This window comes from Acidovorax facilis (genome assembly GCF_023913775.1).
GTDB classification, from domain to species: Bacteria; Pseudomonadota; Gammaproteobacteria; order Burkholderiales; family Burkholderiaceae_C; genus Acidovorax; species Acidovorax facilis.
Map to the genome: position 1 here is coordinate 15,830 of NZ_JAMXAX010000067.1, position 15,722 is coordinate 31,551.

A 15,722-nucleotide genomic window follows, 5' to 3' on the forward strand; every position below is an offset into this window, starting at 1 on the left:
GCTATTAAATATGTAGCAAATGCGCAGATGTCGCCTGCCATGCAAGGAGGCCGCGTATGAGCGCCATCACCCGTGACTTCGACTGGAAGCCCCTGGCCCTGGTGCCCGCGCTTGCGCTGCTGGTGCTGCCCTTCATCGGTTCACCCAGCACCTGGCTCACGCTCACCGTGGCGGGCCTGGCGATGGGCATGATCATCTTCATCATTGCCTCGGGCCTCACGCTGGTGTTCGGCCTGATGGACGTGCTCAACTTCGGCCACGGCGTGTTCATTGCCTTGGGCGCATTCGTGGCCACCAGCGTGCTGGGCGCCATGGGCGACTACACCCAAAGCGCTGACCTGTGGCGCAACCTGATGGCTGTGCTGCCCGCCATGCTGGTGGCCATGGCCGTGGCGGGGGCCGTGGGCCTGGCGTTCGAGCGCTTCATCGTGCGGCCCGTGTACGGCCAGCATTTGAAGCAGATCCTCATCACCATGGGCGGCATGATCATCGGCGAAGAGCTGATCAAGGTCATCTGGGGCCCCGCGCAGATTCCGCTGCCGCTGCCCGAAGCCATGCGCGGTTCGCTGCTGGTGGGCGATGCCGCCATCGAAAAATACCGCCTGATCGCCGTGGCGGTGGGTCTGGTGGTCTTCGGCGTACTGGCCTGGACGCTGTCGCGCACCAAGGTGGGCCTGCTCATCCGCGCTGGCGTGCAAGACCGCGAGATGGTGGAGAGCCTGGGCTACCGCATCCGCCGCCTGTTCGTGGGCGTGTTCGTGGTGGGCTCGGCCCTGGCGGGCCTGGGCGGCGTGATGTGGGGGCTTTACCAGCAGAACGTGATCCCGCAGATGGGCGCCCAGGTCAATGTGCTGATCTTCATCGTCATCATCATCGGAGGCCTCGGCAGCACGGGTGGTGCGCTCATTGGCGCGCTGCTGGTGGGGCTGATGGCGAATTACACCGGCTTCCTGGTGCCCAAGGTGGCGCTGTTCTCCAACATCGCGTTGATGGTGGCCATCTTGCTGTGGCGACCCCAGGGCGTCTATCCGGTCGCTAACCGCTGAGGAAACAAGACCATGTTGAACCGTCTTCTTTCCAACGACTACCCGCGCAGCAAGGTGCTGGCGGTGATCCTGGTGGCTATCCTCATCGGGCTGGCGTTTGCCCCGTTCCTGTTCCCGGGCGTCAAGGCGCTGTCGGTGGCAGCCAAGGTGCTGATCTTTGTGGTGCTGGTCGCCAGTTTTGACCTGCTGCTGGGCTACACCGGCATCGTGAGCTTTGCGCACACCATGTTCTTTGGCATCGGGGCCTATGGCATCGCAGTGGCCACCACGCGCCTGGGCCCCACCTGGACGGCGCTGGGCGTTGGCATTGGTGGCGCGCTGCTGCTGTCCCTGCTGCTGTCGCTGGCGGTGGGGCTGTTCTCGCTGCGCGTGCGCGCCATCTTCTTTGCCATGATCACGCTGGCGGTGGCCGCTGCGTTCCAGACGCTGGCCTCGCAGCTGTCCGACATCACCGGCGGTGAAGACGGCCTCACCTTCAAGGTGCCCGAATTCCTGTCGCCCAGTTTCGAGCCCTTCGAAGAGCCCTTTCTGGGCGTGGCCATCGACGGGCGCCTGATCTGCTACTACCTGCTGTTCGTCACCGCGGTGGCGCTGGTGCTGGCCCTGCTGCGCATCGTCAACTCGCCGTTTGGCCGCGTGCTGCAGGCCATCCGCGAGAACGAATTCCGTGCAGAGGCCATTGGCTACCGCGTGGTGGTGTACCGCACTACATCGAGCGTGCTGTCGGCCCTGTTCGCCACGCTGGCAGGCTGCATGCTGGCGCTCTGGCTGCGCTACAACGGGCCGGACACTTCGCTGAGCTTCGAAATCATGATGGACTGCCTGCTCATCGTGGTGATCGGTGGCATGGGCACCATCTATGGCTCTGCCATCGGGGCGGTGCTTTTCCTCGTGGCGCAAAGCTACCTGCAAGACTTGCTGCGGCTAGGCAGCGAGGCTGCCACGGGTCTGCCCTGGCTGTCGGCATTGCTCTCGCCTGACCGCTGGCTGCTGTGGCTAGGAGTGCTCTTCGTTCTTTCGGTCTATTACTTCCCTACCGGTGTGGTGGGGCGTCTGCGCGCGGCAGCTGCGCGCAAGGCGGGGTAAGTGGCCCGGCCGCGCCGGAGGACCGGCGTGGCCTGGGTGTGTGGGTGAGCTGTGCAACAAGAAGCAAAGAAAAACTCCAGGAGACAAGCACATGAAGATGAACATCAAGAACCCGCGTTTCCGTCCCCTTTCTCGTCCGTTCATACCTGCGGCGCTCGCCGCTGCGGTGCTGGCTGCCTGCGGTGGCAGCAGCGGCGACAGCGCCGCCCCCAACACCAAGCCCGGCTACCTGGGCACCATCAGCGAGACCACATACGACGGCAGCAGCAATGACCTGCTCACAGCGGGCCTGGGCGCCACGGGTCTGGCCGCTGCCGCGCCCCCTGCGTTTGCTGATCCCCTCAAGCCCACGGCGGCTGAGCTGCGCCGCACCGCCATCCACACCAACTACCGCGCCATGCTCGACATGACGGCGTCCGGCGGCTACGGCACGCTCTACGGCCCCAATGTGGATGCGCAAGGCAAGGTCACCACCGGTGAGGGCAAGGTACCCGGCACCGAATACATCGCGTTTGCCGACGACGGCACAGGCCGCAAGAACGTCACCCTCATGGTGCAGGTGCCCGCCAGCTTCGACCCCAAGAAGCCCTGCATGATCACCGCCACCACCTCCGGCTCGCGCGGCGTGTACGGCGGCATTTCCACCGGCGAGTGGGGCCTCAAGAAGGGCTGCGCCGTGGCGTACTCGGACAAGGGCACGGGCGGCGCGCCGCACGACCTCATGAACGACACCGTGCCGCTGATCGACGGCACACGCACCACGGCCGCTGCGGCAGGCAAGGCCGCAGCCTTCAACGCGGGCCTTACGGCCACCGAGCTGGCCGCCTTCAACACCGCCACGCCCAACCGCTTTGCCTTCAAGCACGCCCACTCGGGCCAGAACTCTGAGAAGGACTGGGGCACGAGCACGCTGCAGGCCGTGGAGTTTGGCTACTACGTGCTCAACCAGCGCTACGGCGCCACCGACGCAGCGGGCCAGCGCCTCAAGACGCTGACACCGGCCAACACCATCGTGATCGCATCGAGCATCTCCAACGGCGGTGGCGCGGCCATTGCGGCGGCCGAGCTGGACACGCAGGGCCTGATCAGCGGCGTGGCCGTGTCCGAGCCTGCCATCGAGATGCCGGCCAATCCCGGCGTCACGGTGCGCCGTGGCAGCGCCGATGTGGCTGTCACCGGCAAGACGCTGGTGGACTTCACCACCTACGCCAACCTCTACCAGGCCTGCGCGTCGCTTGCACCCTCGGTCAGTACCAGCCCTTTTGCGGCGGCGTTTGCAGCTGGCTTTGCCAGCACCGCGCTGCCCATAGCGCCCAACCGCTGCGCGTCGCTCAAGGCGGCGGGTTTGCTCACGGCCAGCACCACGGCCACGCAGGCCGAAGAGGCATTGCAAAAGCTGCGCGCCTACGGTTGGGAGCCCGAGTCCAACGACCTGCATGCCTCCATGGCGGCGTTTGAAGTGTCCCCCGCCGTGGCCGTGACCTTTGCCAACGGCCTCTCGCGCGCCAGCGTGCAAGACAACCTCTGCGGCTTCAGCTACGCCGCCACGGCGGCCACTGGCGGGGTCACCCCGCTGGCCGCCGCTGCATTGCCTGGCATGTTTGCCACCGGCAACGGTGTGCCTCCCTCGGGCGGCATCAACCTGGTCAACAACCTCGGCAAGCTGGGCCCGGCGCGCGACTTCCTGTCGGTGTCGGACGCCGGTGTAGCCGACTGGAACCTGAGCGGCGCGCTGTGCCTGCGCAACCTCGTCACCGGCAATGACGCCGCCGCCAAGAAGCTGCAGGCCGGTGTTCAGGAAACCCGCCGCAACGGCAACCTGCGTGGCAAGCCCACCGTCATCGTGCACGGCCGCGCCGACGCACTGCTGCCGGTGAGCCACACCTCGCGCCCATACGCCGCGCTGAACAAGAAGGTCGAAGGCGCCGCCAGCAAGCTCAGCTATATGGAAGTGGCCAACGCCCAGCACTTCGACAGCTTCATAGGCCTGCCCACGGTGCTGCCGGGCTATGACAGCCGCTACGTGCCGCTGCATGTGTACCTGAACCACGCGCTCGACGCCGTGTACGACCACCTCGCCAGCGGCAAGGCGCTGCCCGCCAGCCAGGTGGTGCGCACCCTGCCGCGCGGCGGCACACCGGGCAGCGCCCCGGCCATCACCGCCGCCAACGTGCCGCCGCTGGCTACCACGCCTGCTGCCGCCAACGCCATCGCCATCACGGCGGGCGCCATTGCCATCCCCGACTGACCCAAGGAGCTTTGCCAGACGACACACCGTCACCGCCGCCCACCGGGCACGCGTGGGGGCCATCGGCCCTTGCGCCGCCCGTGGGCGCGGCTGCAAGCAACACAAACAGGGGATGAACCGAATGGACAAGGTCAAGACATGGAGCCGCCGTGCGGCGGCAGCACTGGCGGTGCTGTGGGGCGGGGCCACGGCGCCCTCGCTGCACGCCGCCGAGATTGTGGTGGGGCAGGTGGCACCGCTCACCGGCGTGCTGGCCAGCACTGGCGCACAGATGGTGCTGGGCGGCAAGATCTACTTTGACTGGGTGAACGCCCAGGGCGGCGTGCACGGCGCGACCATCCGCCAGGAGGTGGCCGACGACGCTTACAAGGTGGCCGACACCGTGAAGCTCACCCGCGAGATGCTGGCCAAGGCCGAGGTGGTTGCGCTGTATGGCTTTGCGGGCACGGCCAACATCACCCAGCTGCTGGCAGACGGCGTGTTGCAAGAGGGCGGTGCGGCGCTGGTGGCGCCTTACACGGGGGGCGAATCGCTGCGCAACCCGTTCAACCCCTGGATCTTCCATGTGCGCGCAGGCTATGTCGATGAGACCGAGCACATGGTGCAGCAGCTCACCACCCTGGGCATGAACCGTGTGGCCGTGATGTACCAGGACGACGGTTTTGGCAAGGCGGGCCTGGCGGGGGTGGAGGCTGCCTTGGCCAAGCGCAACCTCAAGCTGGTGTTGGCAGCAGGCTACGAACGCAACACTGACAAGGTGGATGAGGCCGTCAAGGCCATCAAGGCCGCCGATGTGCACGCGGTCATCATGATCGCGGTGAACAAGCCTGCGGCGGCCTTCATCCAGCGCTACCGCGAGCAGGGCGGCGGCGCTCAGCTGTACAACATCTCGGTGGTGGACCCGACCGAGCTGGTCAAGCTGGCGGGCCTGAAAAACGCGCATGGCCTGGGCATCAGCCAGGTGGTGCCGTACCCCTACCGGCCCCAGTTGCCAGTGGTGCGCGAATACCAGTCGCTGCTCAAGAAATACGCCCCCGAGGCCGAGGTCAACTACACCAGCTTCGAGCAGTTTCTGGGCGCCAAGGTGCTGGTCGAGGCCCTGCGCCGTGCCGGGCCCGCGCCCACACGCGCCAAGGTCGTCAAGGCGCTGGAGTCGCTGCAGAGCTTTGACCTCGGCGGCATCACGCTGGGCTACTCCCCCACCAACCGCATCGGCTCACGGTATGTCGAGGTCACCGTCATTGGCAGCAATGGCCGCCTCATGAAGTGAGCCGCCGATCCTTTTTTGTTCTCTGTTCCACAAGGTCGCCATCATGTCCCCCACCTCGCGCTACCTCACCTGCGCTGGCTATGAAATCCACACTACGGAGTGGGGTGCGCCCGACGCGCCAGTGGTGATTGCCTGGCACGGCCTGGCGCGCACCGGGCGCGACATGGACCCCCTGGCCGCCCACCTGGCGTCACGCTACCGCGTGATCTGCCCCGACACCCTGGGTCGGGGCCTGAGCCAGTGGGCGCGTGCACCGCAGGACGAATACCGCCTCTCGTTCTACGCGCGCATTGCAGCCGATTTGTTCGACCAATTAGGCGTGGAGAAAGCGCACTGGGTGGGCACGTCGATGGGCGGCGCCATCGGCACCGTGTGCGCCTCGGGTTTGTTCGAGCCGCAGCTCAAGGGCCGCATCCAGAGCCTGCTGCTCAACGACAACGCCCCGCGCCTGGCCGATGCCGCGCTGGAGCGCATCAAGGCCTACGCAGGCCACCCGCCCGCGTTCGACACGGTGCGGGAGCTGGAGGCGTTCTTCCAGCAGGTCTACACGCCCTACGGCTGGCTCAGCGATGCGCAGTGGCGCCTGCTGACCGAGAGCAGCACCCGCCGCCTGCCCGACGGCCGCGTGACGCCGCATTACGACCCGGCCATGGTGCAGCAGTTCACCCACCACACCAACGACTACCTGATCTGGGACCACTACGACGCGCTCGACATCCCCGTGTTGTGCCTGCGTGGCGAAGAGTCGGACCTGGTGCTGCGCGACACCACCGCCGAGATGCTGACCCGGGGGCCTGGCGCCCGTGGCCTGGCGCAGGTGGTGGAGGTGCCCGGCTGCGGGCATGCGCCCGCGCTCAATGTGCCGGAGCACTACGCGCTGGTGGATGGCTTCCTGGCCCGCGCATCCTGAACGGACTGCGGGGATCTGCGCAGCGTTGAAGACGAGGGCGCTGCGCAGTACATTGGGCTCAGTCCACTGAACCCGCTGCCATGAAACCTCTGCTGCTCATCGCCTCGCACCTGCTCACCCTGGTCATCGGGTTTGCGCTGGGTGTGTATGTGCTGCCGATCCTGATTGCACCCGATGCGCCCACGCAGCAGGAGATCCAGTCCAGCGTGCCCGCCGCGCAATGGACCGCCACCTTCCGCCGTGACCTGAAAGACAGCGACGCCCTGCACTGGGGCGAAGGCGTCGTGTCCATCAGCCCGCAGGCCATCAGCCTGGTGGGCAAGCTGGCCCCGGGGCCGGACTACAAGCTCTACCTGTCGCCCGAGTTTGTCGAGACCGAAGCGGACTTCAAGCGCCTCAAGCCCCAGATGCTGCGCGTGGGCGATGTGAAAACGTTCAACAACTTCATCGTCCCGCTGCCGCAGGGCGTGGACCCGGCCAAGTTCAACACCGTGATCGTGTGGTGCGAAACCTTCAGCGAGTTCATCACCGCTGCGAAGTACCAATAACCAGGGGAGGGACGAAAGCGGGTTTCACTGGCCGATTTGAGCCAGCGCAGCCTGCAGCCCCGCCAGCCCGCCCACGCGCTGGTTGTTGATGAAGATCTGCGGCATCTGCCGCACCGAAGGCCCGCACTTGGCATAAAACGCCAGGCGCTCTGCCTCGTCGTCGATCTTGATTTCTTCAAAAGGCAGCGAACGCGACTGCAACAGCTTCTTGGCCGAATCGCATTGGGGGCAGGCGGATTTGGAGTAAACGGTGATTTGAAAAGTCATGGACAGAGTTTACGGGTGGCCCATGGCAGGCGCCCGCGCCGGGCTTTCGCCACAACAGCGCTGGTGGTGGCAGAATACCAATCGGTTTGTTTTGTGACCAATTGGTAATTTATGCTCTTCTTTCTATCCTGCTTCCGCCGCTGCGCCTGGTTGGGGCTGGCCGTGTTTTTGCTCGCCTTGAGTGGCTGCTCGTCCACCCGCCTGCCCGAGGGCATCACGCCCGTCACCCCGTTTGACTTGGCCCGCTACGAGGGCCGCTGGTACGAAATCGCGCGGCTCGACCACTCGTTCGAGCGCGGCATGACGGATGTGAGCGCCACCTACAAACGCCAGGCGGACGGCAGCGTGCGCGTGCTCAACCGGGGTTTTGACACCGGCAGGAACGACTGGCGCCAGGCCGAGGGCAAGGCCCTGTTCACGGGCGATGCCAACACCGCCTCGCTCAAGGTGTCGTTCTTTGGCCCGTTCTACGGCGGCTACCACGTGGCCGCGCTGGATGCCAACTACCAGTGGGCGCTGGTGGTGGGGCCGGACCGCAGCTACTGCTGGATCCTGTCGCGCACCAAGCAGCTGCCCCCTGGCGTGCGCGAACAACTCATCGCCCGCGCCAGCGCGCTGGGCATCGACACCCAGGCGCTGATCTGGGTGACCCACGAACGAACCGACCCACAACCATGAGCCTTGCTACGCCACAAACCATCGCCGTCATTGGCGCAGGCCTGGCAGGCTTGTCGTGCGCGCAGGCGCTGCTGCAGGCGGGCCACACGGTGCATGTGTTCGACAAAGCCCGGGGCCCGTCTGGCCGCATGAGCACCCGCCGCGCTGAAGACGACAACGGCCCCTGGCAGTGCGACCACGGCGCCCAATATTTCACCGCCCGCAACCCCGCCTTTCGCGCCGAGGTGGCCCGCTGGCAGCAGGCCGGTGTGGCGGCTTTGTGGAATGCCCGGCTGGCCAGCTTTGACGGCACCGCCTGGACCACCCCGGCCACCCCGCTGGAGCGATTTGTGGGCACACCGCGCATGACGTCGCCCGCCGCCTGGCTGGTGCAGCACCTGGGCGAGCCTGCGCTGGCGCAGTGGCAAACCACCGTGCAGCGGCTGGACCACACCGAGGGCGGGTGGGCCATCACCTCGGCAGAACATGGCCTGCACAGCCCGCGTTACAGCGCAGTGCTGCTGGCCGTGCCCGCCCCGCAGGCTGTACCCTTGCTGGCCCCCGTGTCCCCCGCAGGCGCCGCCATCGCTGCCAGCGCACGCATGCGTGGCAGCTGGGCGGTGATGCTGCGCTACGCCAGCCCCGTGGCCCTGCCTTGGGAGGGCGCGTTCATCAACACCGGCCCCCTGCGCTGGGTGGCGCGCGACAGCAGCAAACCCGGCCGCACGGGGCAAGAAACCTGGCTGCTGCACGCCAGCCCCGAATGGAGCGAAGCCCACATCGAAGACAGCGCCGAGTCGGTAACCACCTCATTGCTCGCTGCCTTTGCCGCCCTGGGTGGCCCCGCACCTTTGGCCGCCACCGCCCACCGCTGGCGCTATGCAGACACCCAGCCCGCGCTCACGCAAGGCAGCTGGTGGGATGCGCAAATGCGTCTGGGTCTGTGTGGCGACTGGTTGCACGGCGGCAAGGTCGAAGGTGCGTGGCTCAGCGGGCGTGCGCTGGCGCAGCAGGTGTTGAAGCCTGCGTAACCAACCCACAGCTCCGCCATGCGCATGCGCAAAAAATCAGACCTTCCGCAGAAGACCTGCCAACACTGCGGCCTGCCCTTCACCTGGCGCAAGAAGTGGGAGAAGGTGTGGGATGAGGTGAAGTACTGCTCCGACCGTTGCCGCAGTGAACGCAAGCGCACCGAAAAGTCCGCAGAGGAGGGCGCCGCATGAGCACCGTGCTGTTCTGGTTCAGGAGCGACCTGCGCCTGCACGACCAGCCAGCGCTGCACGCAGCGCTCACCAGCGGTGCCACCCACCTGCTGCCCGTGGCGTGCCTGCCCGCGCCCGATGAACGCACGCCCTGGGGCTTTGCCCGTGTGGGCCCACACCGCAGCGCCTTCATCGCCGCAGCGCTGCGCGGGCTTCATCAACAGATGAGTGCATTGGGCAACCCGCTGCTCATCTGCCAAGCCCCGCCTGCCACCGCCTTGCTCCAACTGGCCCAGGCCGTGGGTGCCACCACCGTGGTGTGCGAAGACATCGCAGCCCCCTACGAGCAGGCCGAGGTGGCCGCACTGCGCGCAGCAGGCCTGCAGGTGCGCACCGTCTGGCACAGCAGTCTGCTGCCCCCGGCGCGCATGCCATGGCCTGTGGACCAGCTACCGGGCGTGTTCACCAGCTTTCGGCAGAAGGTCGAGCGCGCAGGCATCACCCCCGCTGCACCACTGCCAGCACCCGCCCGGCTGCTGCCGCCGCCCCAAGTGCCTGCGCGCGTGCTGCAGGCCGTGGGGGCAGAGCAGGGCGCCGCCAGCATCCAGCCACCCGCATCGTCACAGGGCAGCGATGCCCGCTCGTCCTTCCTCTACGGCACGCCTGCTTGCGATGGCAGCGAGGCCGCCGCGCTGGCCCACCTGGCGCAGTACCTGGCCCGCAAGCTGCCGCACAGCTACAAGGCCACGCGCAACGGGCTCACGGGGCTGGATTACTCCAGCAAGTTCTCGCCCTGGCTGGCCACGGGCGCGCTGTCTCCGCGCCAGATTTATGCCGACTTGAAAACCTTCGAGCACGACCACGGTGCCAACGATGGCAGCTACTGGCTGTGGTTTGAACTGCTGTGGCGCGACTACTTTCGGCTGCTGCACCTGCAATACGGCGCAACGCTGTACCGGGCGCGGGGGCTGTCTGAACTACCGCCCGCCCCACACAACCCGCGCGGCTTTGAGCGCTGGTGCAGGGGCGAGACCGGCGAGCCGCTGGTCGATGCCGCCATGCGCGAGCTGGCTGCCACCGGGTATCTGAGCAACCGCCTGCGCCAGGTGGTGGCCAGTTACCTCATCTACGATCTGCACAGCGACTGGCGCGCTGGCGCCGCGTGGTTTGAATCGCAACTGGTGGACTATGACGTTTACAGCAACCAGGCCAACTGGCTCTACATCGCCGGGCGCGGCACCGACCCGCGCGGCGGCCGCCGCTTCAACCCCATCAAGCAGGCGCAAGACCACGATGCCGACGGCAGCTACCGCCGCCTATGGGGCACGGCATGAGCACGCCACAACCCTCTACCCCACAGCGTGCCCACACGCTTCGCCTGCTGCTGGGCGACCAGCTCAACCCCGAGCATTCATGGTTCGCCGCACAGGACGAAGGCGTGGTCTATGTGCTGATGGAAGTGCGGCAAGAAACCGACTACGTGCTGCACCACGCGCAAAAGATCCTCGCCATCTTTGCCGCCATGCGCGACCTGGCCCGCCACCTGCGCGAGGCGGGGCACCGCGTGCGCTACGTGGCGATTGACGACGCCAGCAACCGCCAGTCGATGCCTGATAGCCTGGCCGCCCTCATGGCCCACTACGGCGCGCACACGCTGCAATACCAGCACCCCGACGAATGGCGGCTGGATGAGCAACTGCGCACCTGGGGTGCAGAGCAACCATTTACCGTGCAGGCCGTCAGCAGCGAGCACTTCTACACCACCCGCACCGAAATGGCTGAGGTGTTCAAAGGCCGCAAGCAGTGGCTCATGGAGCACTTCTACCGCCGCATGCGCCAGCGCCACAGCGTGCTGATCGACGAGGCAGGCGAGCCCGAAGGCGGCCAGTGGAACTACGACCACGACAACCGCAAGCCCTGGCCAGATACCAAGGACGCGCCCGCATTGCCGCCCGACGCCCGCCCCACGCACGACCACAGCGCCCTGTGGGCCACCATCCAGGCCGCAGGCGTGCAGAGCTTTGGCAACCCGCAGGCCCATGCACTGCGCTGGCCGCTGAACCGGGCCGAGGCGTTGGCGTGGCTGGACCACTTCATCACCACCACGCTGCCGCACTTTGGCGCGTATGAAGACGCGATGAGCACGCGCAGCAGCAGGCTCTTCCACTCCCTGCTGTCCTTCGCGCTCAACACCAAAATGCTGCGCCCGCACGAGGTGGTGCAACGCGCCCAGGCGGCTTACCACGCAGGCGCTGCGCCCTTGCCAGCCGTGGAGGGCTTTGTCCGCCAGATCCTCGGCTGGCGCGAATATGTGCGCGGCATCTACTGGGCCCACATGCCCGGCTACGACGAGCGCAACGCCCTGGGCCACCATATGCCGCTGCCGGAATGGTTCTGGACGGGCAACACCCACATGCGCTGCATGCAGCACGCCGTGGGCCAGTCGCTGGAGCATGCGTACGCCCACCACATCCAGCGCCTCATGGTCATCGGCAACTTTGCGCTGCTGGCGGGGCTTGACCCTGCCGCCGTGCACCGCTGGTACCTGGGCGTGTACATCGACGCCTTTGAGTGGGTGGAAGTGCCCAACACCGTGGGTATGAGCCAGTTTGCCGACGGCGGTCTGCTGGCCACCAAGCCTTATGTGAGCAGCGCCGCCTACATCGACCGCATGAGCGACTACTGCAAAGGCTGCCACTACGACAAAAAGCAAAAGCTGGGCGACCGCGCCTGCCCGTACAACGCCCTGTACTGGGATTTTTTTGCGCGCAACGAAGGCACGCTGGGCAACAACTTCCGCCTCGGCATGGTGTACCGCCAGCTGCAAAAGATGCAGGGCCCGCAGCTGGATGCGCTGCGCGAGCATGCGGCCAGCTTGCGCACGCGGCTGGATGCGCTGTAGCCCGCCTGCCGAATCACCCAACGACACCTTCACCGCAGAACCGCGCCATGTCTCAAACACAGCCCGCATCAACACCGTTCACATCTTTGCAGTCATTGCCCGAGGACTACCGCGCACTGGTCATCGGCTCCACCGGTGCCATCGGCAGCGCCTTCCTCGCCCACCTGCAGGCCGACCCCCGCTGCGCCCTGGCCGTGGCCCTGGGCCGCCACACCCACCCGGCGGTCAATCTGGACGACGAAGCCACAATCGCCGCTGCCGCCCAGCAGCTCAAAGCCCAAGGCCCGTGGCACTGCATCATCCACGCCGCTGGCATGCTGCACGGCCCCCACGGCATGCCCGAAAAGCGCCTGGGCCAGTTGAACTACGCGCAGATGGAAGCCATCTTCCGCACCAACACCTTCGGCCCCGCGCTCGTGCTGGCGCACTTTGCGCCACTGCTGCCCAAGCAGGGGCGCGGCTTGCTGGCCGTGCTCTCGGCCAAGGTGGGCAGCATTGGCGACAACCGCTTGGGCGGCTGGTACAGCTACCGCGCCAGCAAGGCCGCGCTCAACATGCTGGTCAAAACGGCGTCCATCGAAATGGCACGCACCCACCCGCAGGCCGTGCTGGTGGCGCTGCACCCGGGCACCGTCAACTCGGCCTTGTCGGCCCCGTTCAACGGTGCAGAAATCGGCCGCCCGGCGGCCGATGCAACGGGCGACATGCTGCGGGTGCTGGATGGGTTGCCGGTGGAGGAAACGGGGTGCTTCTACGCCTACAGCGGCGACAAGCTGCCGTGGTGATGGTGAAACGGATTGCTATGATTTTGATACCGATGGTGCAATACCAGTAAGCGCTAGCAGCCATATTTAGGCATATTTTTGTGGTGTGCCTGTTCTCCCGCTCGCGCCAGCCTCGGGGTTCAGCAGAACGTCTTGGCGCAACCCCATCGAACCATGCCGCACGGGTGTTTCATGCTGCATCCGTGGAGAATGCCGCATGCTTTCTTCCCCTTCTCATGACTTCAATCTGGTCGCCTCCCACACCACAGCCGCTGCCTCTGCCGTGAGTGATTGGGTAGCGCAGCACTACGGCCCGCCAGTGCAGCAGTGCTACCTGATCCGCCGCAACCTCAACGACAACTACGCCGTGCGAGCCACGGATGGCAGCCGCTATGTGGCGCGGCTTTGTGCCATTCGGCCGCGCGGCGCGTTCAATGTGGATTTCGAAGTTGCGCTGCTGGCCCACCTGCACGCACAGGGTGTGGGCGTAGCCACGCCGGTCCTGGCTGCGAATGGTGCTGCCAGCGTTACCCTGCCGTTCCCCGAAGGCCCGCGTGCGCTGGTGCTGTTTCGCCACTGCGACGGTGCCGCGCCCGATACGCCCGAAGACCTGCGCCTGACCGGCGCCACGCTGGCCCAGATTCACAGCGCCGCGCAAAGCTACGCAGGCCCCGCAAGCCGCTATGTGCTGGACGGCCACCACCTTGCAGGCCGCACGCTGGACTACCTTGCCGCCCATCCCGAGCTGGACCCTGCCGTGCTGGAGGCCTACCGGCAACTGATTGAGCGCCTTCTGAGCGAGTTGGCGAGCGTGGAGGGCACCTTGACCCGCGTGATGTGCCACGGCGACACGCATGGCTTCAACAACCATGTGTACACCGATGCCGATGGTGTGCAACGCGCCGCCTTCTTTGACTTTGACGACGCCGGGCCAGGGTTCCTGGCCTATGACCTGTGTGTGTGGCTGTGGTCGAACCTGCCGCGCAAGGCCCCCATGGAGCCCGACGAAGCCTTGCTCAAGCGCTGGCAGCAGTACCTGGACGGCTACCGTGCAGGGGGCGGCCGGGTCACCGATGCCGACCTCGCCGCCTTGCCGCTCTTCCTGCAGTTGCGGCATCTGTGGAACATGGGGGAGGGCGTGGCGCGCATCCACCACTGGGGCGCCAACATGATGTCTGCCGACTGGATCAAGAAGCAGCTCGATGTGATGGCCGCTTGGGCCCGTCTGGAGCTGCCACCCGGCTGATGCGGCAATCTCATCGTGCAGGCCATCCCTAAATCGCCGGGTAGCTGCCCGTGCCCCCCGGCCACGCTGTCAGCACCTCAAAGCCGCTGTCTGTCACAGCCACCATGTGCTCCCACTGGGCCGAGAGCGACCGGTCCTTCGTCACCACCGTCCAGCCATCGGCCAGCTCCTTGGTCTCGCGCTGGCCTGCGTTCAGCATGGGCTCGATGGTGAAGACCATGCCCGCCTCCAGCCGCAGCCCCTGGCCGCGCCGCCCGTAGTGCATCACCTGCGGCTCATCGTGGTACACCGTGCCAATGCCGTGGCCGCAGTATTCGCGCACCACGCTGAAGTTCTCGCGCTGCGCCACGGTGGCAATCGCATGGCCCACATCGCCCAGTGTGGCGCCGGGCTTTACCTCGCGGATGCCTGCGCACAGCGCCTCGTACGTGGTGCGCACCAGCCGCTGGGCCAGCACGCTGGGCGTGCCCACGCAGAACATGCGGCTCGTGTCGCCGTACCAGCCGTCTTTTTCCACCGCCACATCAATGTTCACGATGTCGCCCTTCTTCAGCATCTGCTGGGGCGAGGGGATGCCGTGGCATACGACATGGTTCACCGAGGTCAGCACCGTCTTGGGGTAACCCAGATAGCCCACATTGGCAGGCCGCGCGCCCTGCACGTTCACGATGTGGTTGTGGCACAGGCGGTCCAGCGCATCGGTGGTCACGCCCGGCACCACATGCGGCTCGATCATCGCCAGCACCTCGGCGGCCAGCTGCGCAGCCCGCCGCGCCATCACAAGTTCATCGGCCGAGCGGATCGGCACCCCACGGTCAGCGCGCGCCATCAGTGCGGCTGCTTTCTGGCGCGCGCGGTGGGGGTGGCAGCGCCGGGTTTATCCAGCTCACCCCGTGCCGCCAGCGCCACGTCCAGCCCACCTGCCAGCTCGGCCCGCACCAGCATCTGGCAAATCTCGCGGTGGTCCAGGTCGGGGTACATCTCGGCCAGCATGCCCACGCGCATCCAGTGCTCGGCCTGGGAGTTGATGGAACGGCTCAGCGCCGTGCTGGCCAGACGCAGGTTTTCGTGCATCTGGTCGGAAATTTTGACTATGCCCATGGGCTACCTATATATGAAACGTAGTCGAATTATATATTTCGTCTGTTGGGCAGGGCGCAGTGGGGTGGTGGCACCGGGCTCGTTGATCTTGCTTGTAGGTCGTCGCGGTACCTTTGCCCCCGGCGATGAACAGAGGATGAATGCGCCATTCAGCAGGCATTCAAGGGGAGGCTTCCACAATGCCCTCCAACACGCATGCAGACACCTCATGGATAGCGAAGTTGCCGCTGGAAGGAGCCGATGGGTGCCCACTTTGCATGAGCAACCACACGCTGCGATACGGGCTGGGCGGGCCTACATTGCGCAACCCTGCGCAGCCTCAACCATGAACCGTGTGGGATGTGTTAAGGCAACGCTGATTAAGGTCCACCATTGAGAGGGGTCAAACGTTATCCGCAGATGAAGCAGCAGACCTTGGCAATGGCCGCAGATCAAGACAACGGATTCGAGCATTCGCGCAAACCCACCCGACGCG

The 15,722-nt window shown here is 66.2% G+C and carries 16 protein-coding genes; 13 read left to right on the forward strand and 3 right to left on the reverse strand.

Going from position 1 to position 15,722, the window contains the following annotated elements; genetic code table 11:
• Positions 1-56: 56 nt before the first annotated feature.
• The 6 genes from NFX52_RS17810 to NFX52_RS17835 all read left to right on the forward strand — a co-directional run bounded on the left by NFX52_RS17810 (position 57) and on the right by NFX52_RS17835 (position 7,108).
• Positions 57-1,046, forward strand: coding sequence for a branched-chain amino acid ABC transporter permease (locus NFX52_RS17810; protein WP_055400436.1), 990 nt, complete (start codon positions 57-59; stop codon positions 1,044-1,046).
• 12 nt (positions 1,047-1,058) lie between these two features.
• Positions 1,059-2,132 carry a branched-chain amino acid ABC transporter permease gene (locus NFX52_RS17815; RefSeq protein ID WP_055400438.1) on the forward strand — a complete coding sequence of 358 codons (1,074 nt, stop codon included), beginning with the start codon at positions 1,059-1,061 and terminating at the stop codon, positions 2,130-2,132.
• Between the two features lie 91 nt (positions 2,133-2,223).
• A complete protein-coding gene (locus NFX52_RS17820) occupies positions 2,224-4,380 on the forward strand; it encodes a D-(-)-3-hydroxybutyrate oligomer hydrolase (protein ID WP_207402040.1) in 2,157 nt (718 codons plus the stop codon).
• Between the two features lie 121 nt (positions 4,381-4,501).
• Positions 4,502-5,650: an ABC transporter substrate-binding protein gene (locus NFX52_RS17825; protein ID WP_055400440.1), complete on the forward strand. Its 1,149-nt coding sequence runs from the start codon at positions 4,502-4,504 to the stop codon at positions 5,648-5,650.
• Positions 5,651-5,693: 43 nt separating this feature from the next.
• Positions 5,694-6,560: an alpha/beta fold hydrolase gene (locus tag NFX52_RS17830; RefSeq protein WP_055400442.1), complete on the forward strand. Its 867-nt coding sequence runs from the start codon at positions 5,694-5,696 to the stop codon at positions 6,558-6,560.
• Between the two features lie 80 nt (positions 6,561-6,640).
• A complete protein-coding gene (locus NFX52_RS17835; protein ID WP_055400444.1) occupies positions 6,641-7,108 on the forward strand; it encodes a DM13 domain-containing protein in 468 nt (155 codons plus the stop codon).
• 24 nt (positions 7,109-7,132) lie between these two features.
• Here NFX52_RS17835 and NFX52_RS17840 read toward each other — a convergent pair whose 3' ends face one another.
• A complete protein-coding gene (locus NFX52_RS17840) occupies positions 7,133-7,375 on the reverse strand; it encodes a glutaredoxin domain-containing protein (protein WP_055400446.1) in 243 nt (80 codons plus the stop codon).
• 111 nt (positions 7,376-7,486) lie between these two features.
• On the opposite strand from NFX52_RS17840, the gene NFX52_RS17845 reads away from it, so the two are divergent.
• The 7 genes from NFX52_RS17845 to NFX52_RS17875 all read left to right on the forward strand — a co-directional run bounded on the left by NFX52_RS17845 (position 7,487) and on the right by NFX52_RS17875 (position 14,146).
• Positions 7,487-8,053: a lipocalin family protein gene (locus NFX52_RS17845; protein ID WP_055400448.1), complete on the forward strand. Its 567-nt coding sequence runs from the start codon at positions 7,487-7,489 to the stop codon at positions 8,051-8,053.
• A complete protein-coding gene (locus tag NFX52_RS17850; RefSeq protein WP_055400450.1) occupies positions 8,050-9,063 on the forward strand; it encodes an NAD(P)/FAD-dependent oxidoreductase in 1,014 nt (337 codons plus the stop codon). The genes NFX52_RS17845 and NFX52_RS17850 overlap by 4 nt, the downstream gene beginning before the upstream one ends.
• A gap of 18 nt (positions 9,064-9,081) precedes the next feature.
• Positions 9,082-9,255, forward strand: a complete 174-nt coding sequence (locus NFX52_RS17855; protein ID WP_082437550.1) for a DUF2256 domain-containing protein — start codon at positions 9,082-9,084, stop codon at positions 9,253-9,255.
• On the forward strand, positions 9,252-10,568 hold the full coding sequence (locus NFX52_RS17860; protein ID WP_055400452.1) for a DASH family cryptochrome: 1,317 nt from the start codon (positions 9,252-9,254) through the stop codon (positions 10,566-10,568). The genes NFX52_RS17855 and NFX52_RS17860 overlap by 4 nt, the downstream gene beginning before the upstream one ends.
• On the forward strand, positions 10,565-12,136 hold the full coding sequence (locus NFX52_RS17865; protein WP_055400472.1) for a cryptochrome/photolyase family protein: 1,572 nt from the start codon (positions 10,565-10,567) through the stop codon (positions 12,134-12,136). The genes NFX52_RS17860 and NFX52_RS17865 overlap by 4 nt, the downstream gene beginning before the upstream one ends.
• 47 nt (positions 12,137-12,183) lie before the next feature.
• Entirely contained in the window at positions 12,184-12,921 is a 738-nt protein-coding gene (locus tag NFX52_RS17870; protein WP_055400454.1) for an SDR family NAD(P)-dependent oxidoreductase, read from the forward strand.
• Between the two features lie 196 nt (positions 12,922-13,117).
• Positions 13,118-14,146, forward strand: a complete 1,029-nt coding sequence (locus NFX52_RS17875) for a phosphotransferase enzyme family protein (RefSeq protein WP_055400459.1) — start codon at positions 13,118-13,120, stop codon at positions 14,144-14,146.
• 28 nt (positions 14,147-14,174) lie between these two features.
• Here the strand turns inward: NFX52_RS17875 and map are convergent, their stop codons facing one another.
• Together map and NFX52_RS17885 are read right to left on the reverse strand one after the other, a co-directional pair.
• Positions 14,175-14,975: a type I methionyl aminopeptidase gene (map, locus tag NFX52_RS17880; RefSeq protein WP_055400462.1), complete on the reverse strand. Its 801-nt coding sequence runs from the start codon at positions 14,973-14,975 to the stop codon at positions 14,175-14,177.
• Positions 14,975-15,247, reverse strand: coding sequence for a ParD-like family protein (locus NFX52_RS17885; RefSeq protein WP_055400464.1), 273 nt, complete (start codon positions 15,245-15,247; stop codon positions 14,975-14,977). The genes map and NFX52_RS17885 overlap by 1 nt, the downstream gene beginning before the upstream one ends.
• Between the last annotated feature and the right edge of the window lie 475 nt (positions 15,248-15,722).

Coding starts and splice junctions, on each gene's coding strand:
- NFX52_RS17810 (WP_055400436.1), top strand. CDS start 57: ATGAGCGCCATCACCCGTGACTTCGACTGGAAGCCCCTGGCCCTGGTG.
- NFX52_RS17815 (WP_055400438.1), top strand. CDS start 1,059: ATGTTGAACCGTCTTCTTTCCAACGACTACCCGCGCAGCAAGGTGCTG.
- NFX52_RS17820 (WP_207402040.1), top strand. CDS start 2,224: ATGAAGATGAACATCAAGAACCCGCGTTTCCGTCCCCTTTCTCGTCCG.
- NFX52_RS17825 (WP_055400440.1), top strand. CDS start 4,502: ATGGACAAGGTCAAGACATGGAGCCGCCGTGCGGCGGCAGCACTGGCG.
- NFX52_RS17830 (WP_055400442.1), top strand. CDS start 5,694: ATGTCCCCCACCTCGCGCTACCTCACCTGCGCTGGCTATGAAATCCAC.
- NFX52_RS17835 (WP_055400444.1), top strand. CDS start 6,641: ATGAAACCTCTGCTGCTCATCGCCTCGCACCTGCTCACCCTGGTCATC.
- NFX52_RS17840 (WP_055400446.1), bottom strand. CDS start 7,375: ATGACTTTTCAAATCACCGTTTACTCCAAATCCGCCTGCCCCCAATGC.
- NFX52_RS17845 (WP_055400448.1), top strand. CDS start 7,487: ATGCTCTTCTTTCTATCCTGCTTCCGCCGCTGCGCCTGGTTGGGGCTG.
- NFX52_RS17850 (WP_055400450.1), top strand. CDS start 8,050: ATGAGCCTTGCTACGCCACAAACCATCGCCGTCATTGGCGCAGGCCTG.
- NFX52_RS17855 (WP_082437550.1), top strand. CDS start 9,082: ATGCGCATGCGCAAAAAATCAGACCTTCCGCAGAAGACCTGCCAACAC.
- NFX52_RS17860 (WP_055400452.1), top strand. CDS start 9,252: ATGAGCACCGTGCTGTTCTGGTTCAGGAGCGACCTGCGCCTGCACGAC.
- NFX52_RS17865 (WP_055400472.1), top strand. CDS start 10,565: ATGAGCACGCCACAACCCTCTACCCCACAGCGTGCCCACACGCTTCGC.
- NFX52_RS17870 (WP_055400454.1), top strand. CDS start 12,184: ATGTCTCAAACACAGCCCGCATCAACACCGTTCACATCTTTGCAGTCA.
- NFX52_RS17875 (WP_055400459.1), top strand. CDS start 13,118: ATGCTTTCTTCCCCTTCTCATGACTTCAATCTGGTCGCCTCCCACACC.
- map (WP_055400462.1), bottom strand. CDS start 14,975: ATGGCGCGCGCTGACCGTGGGGTGCCGATCCGCTCGGCCGATGAACTT.
- NFX52_RS17885 (WP_055400464.1), bottom strand. CDS start 15,247: ATGGGCATAGTCAAAATTTCCGACCAGATGCACGAAAACCTGCGTCTG.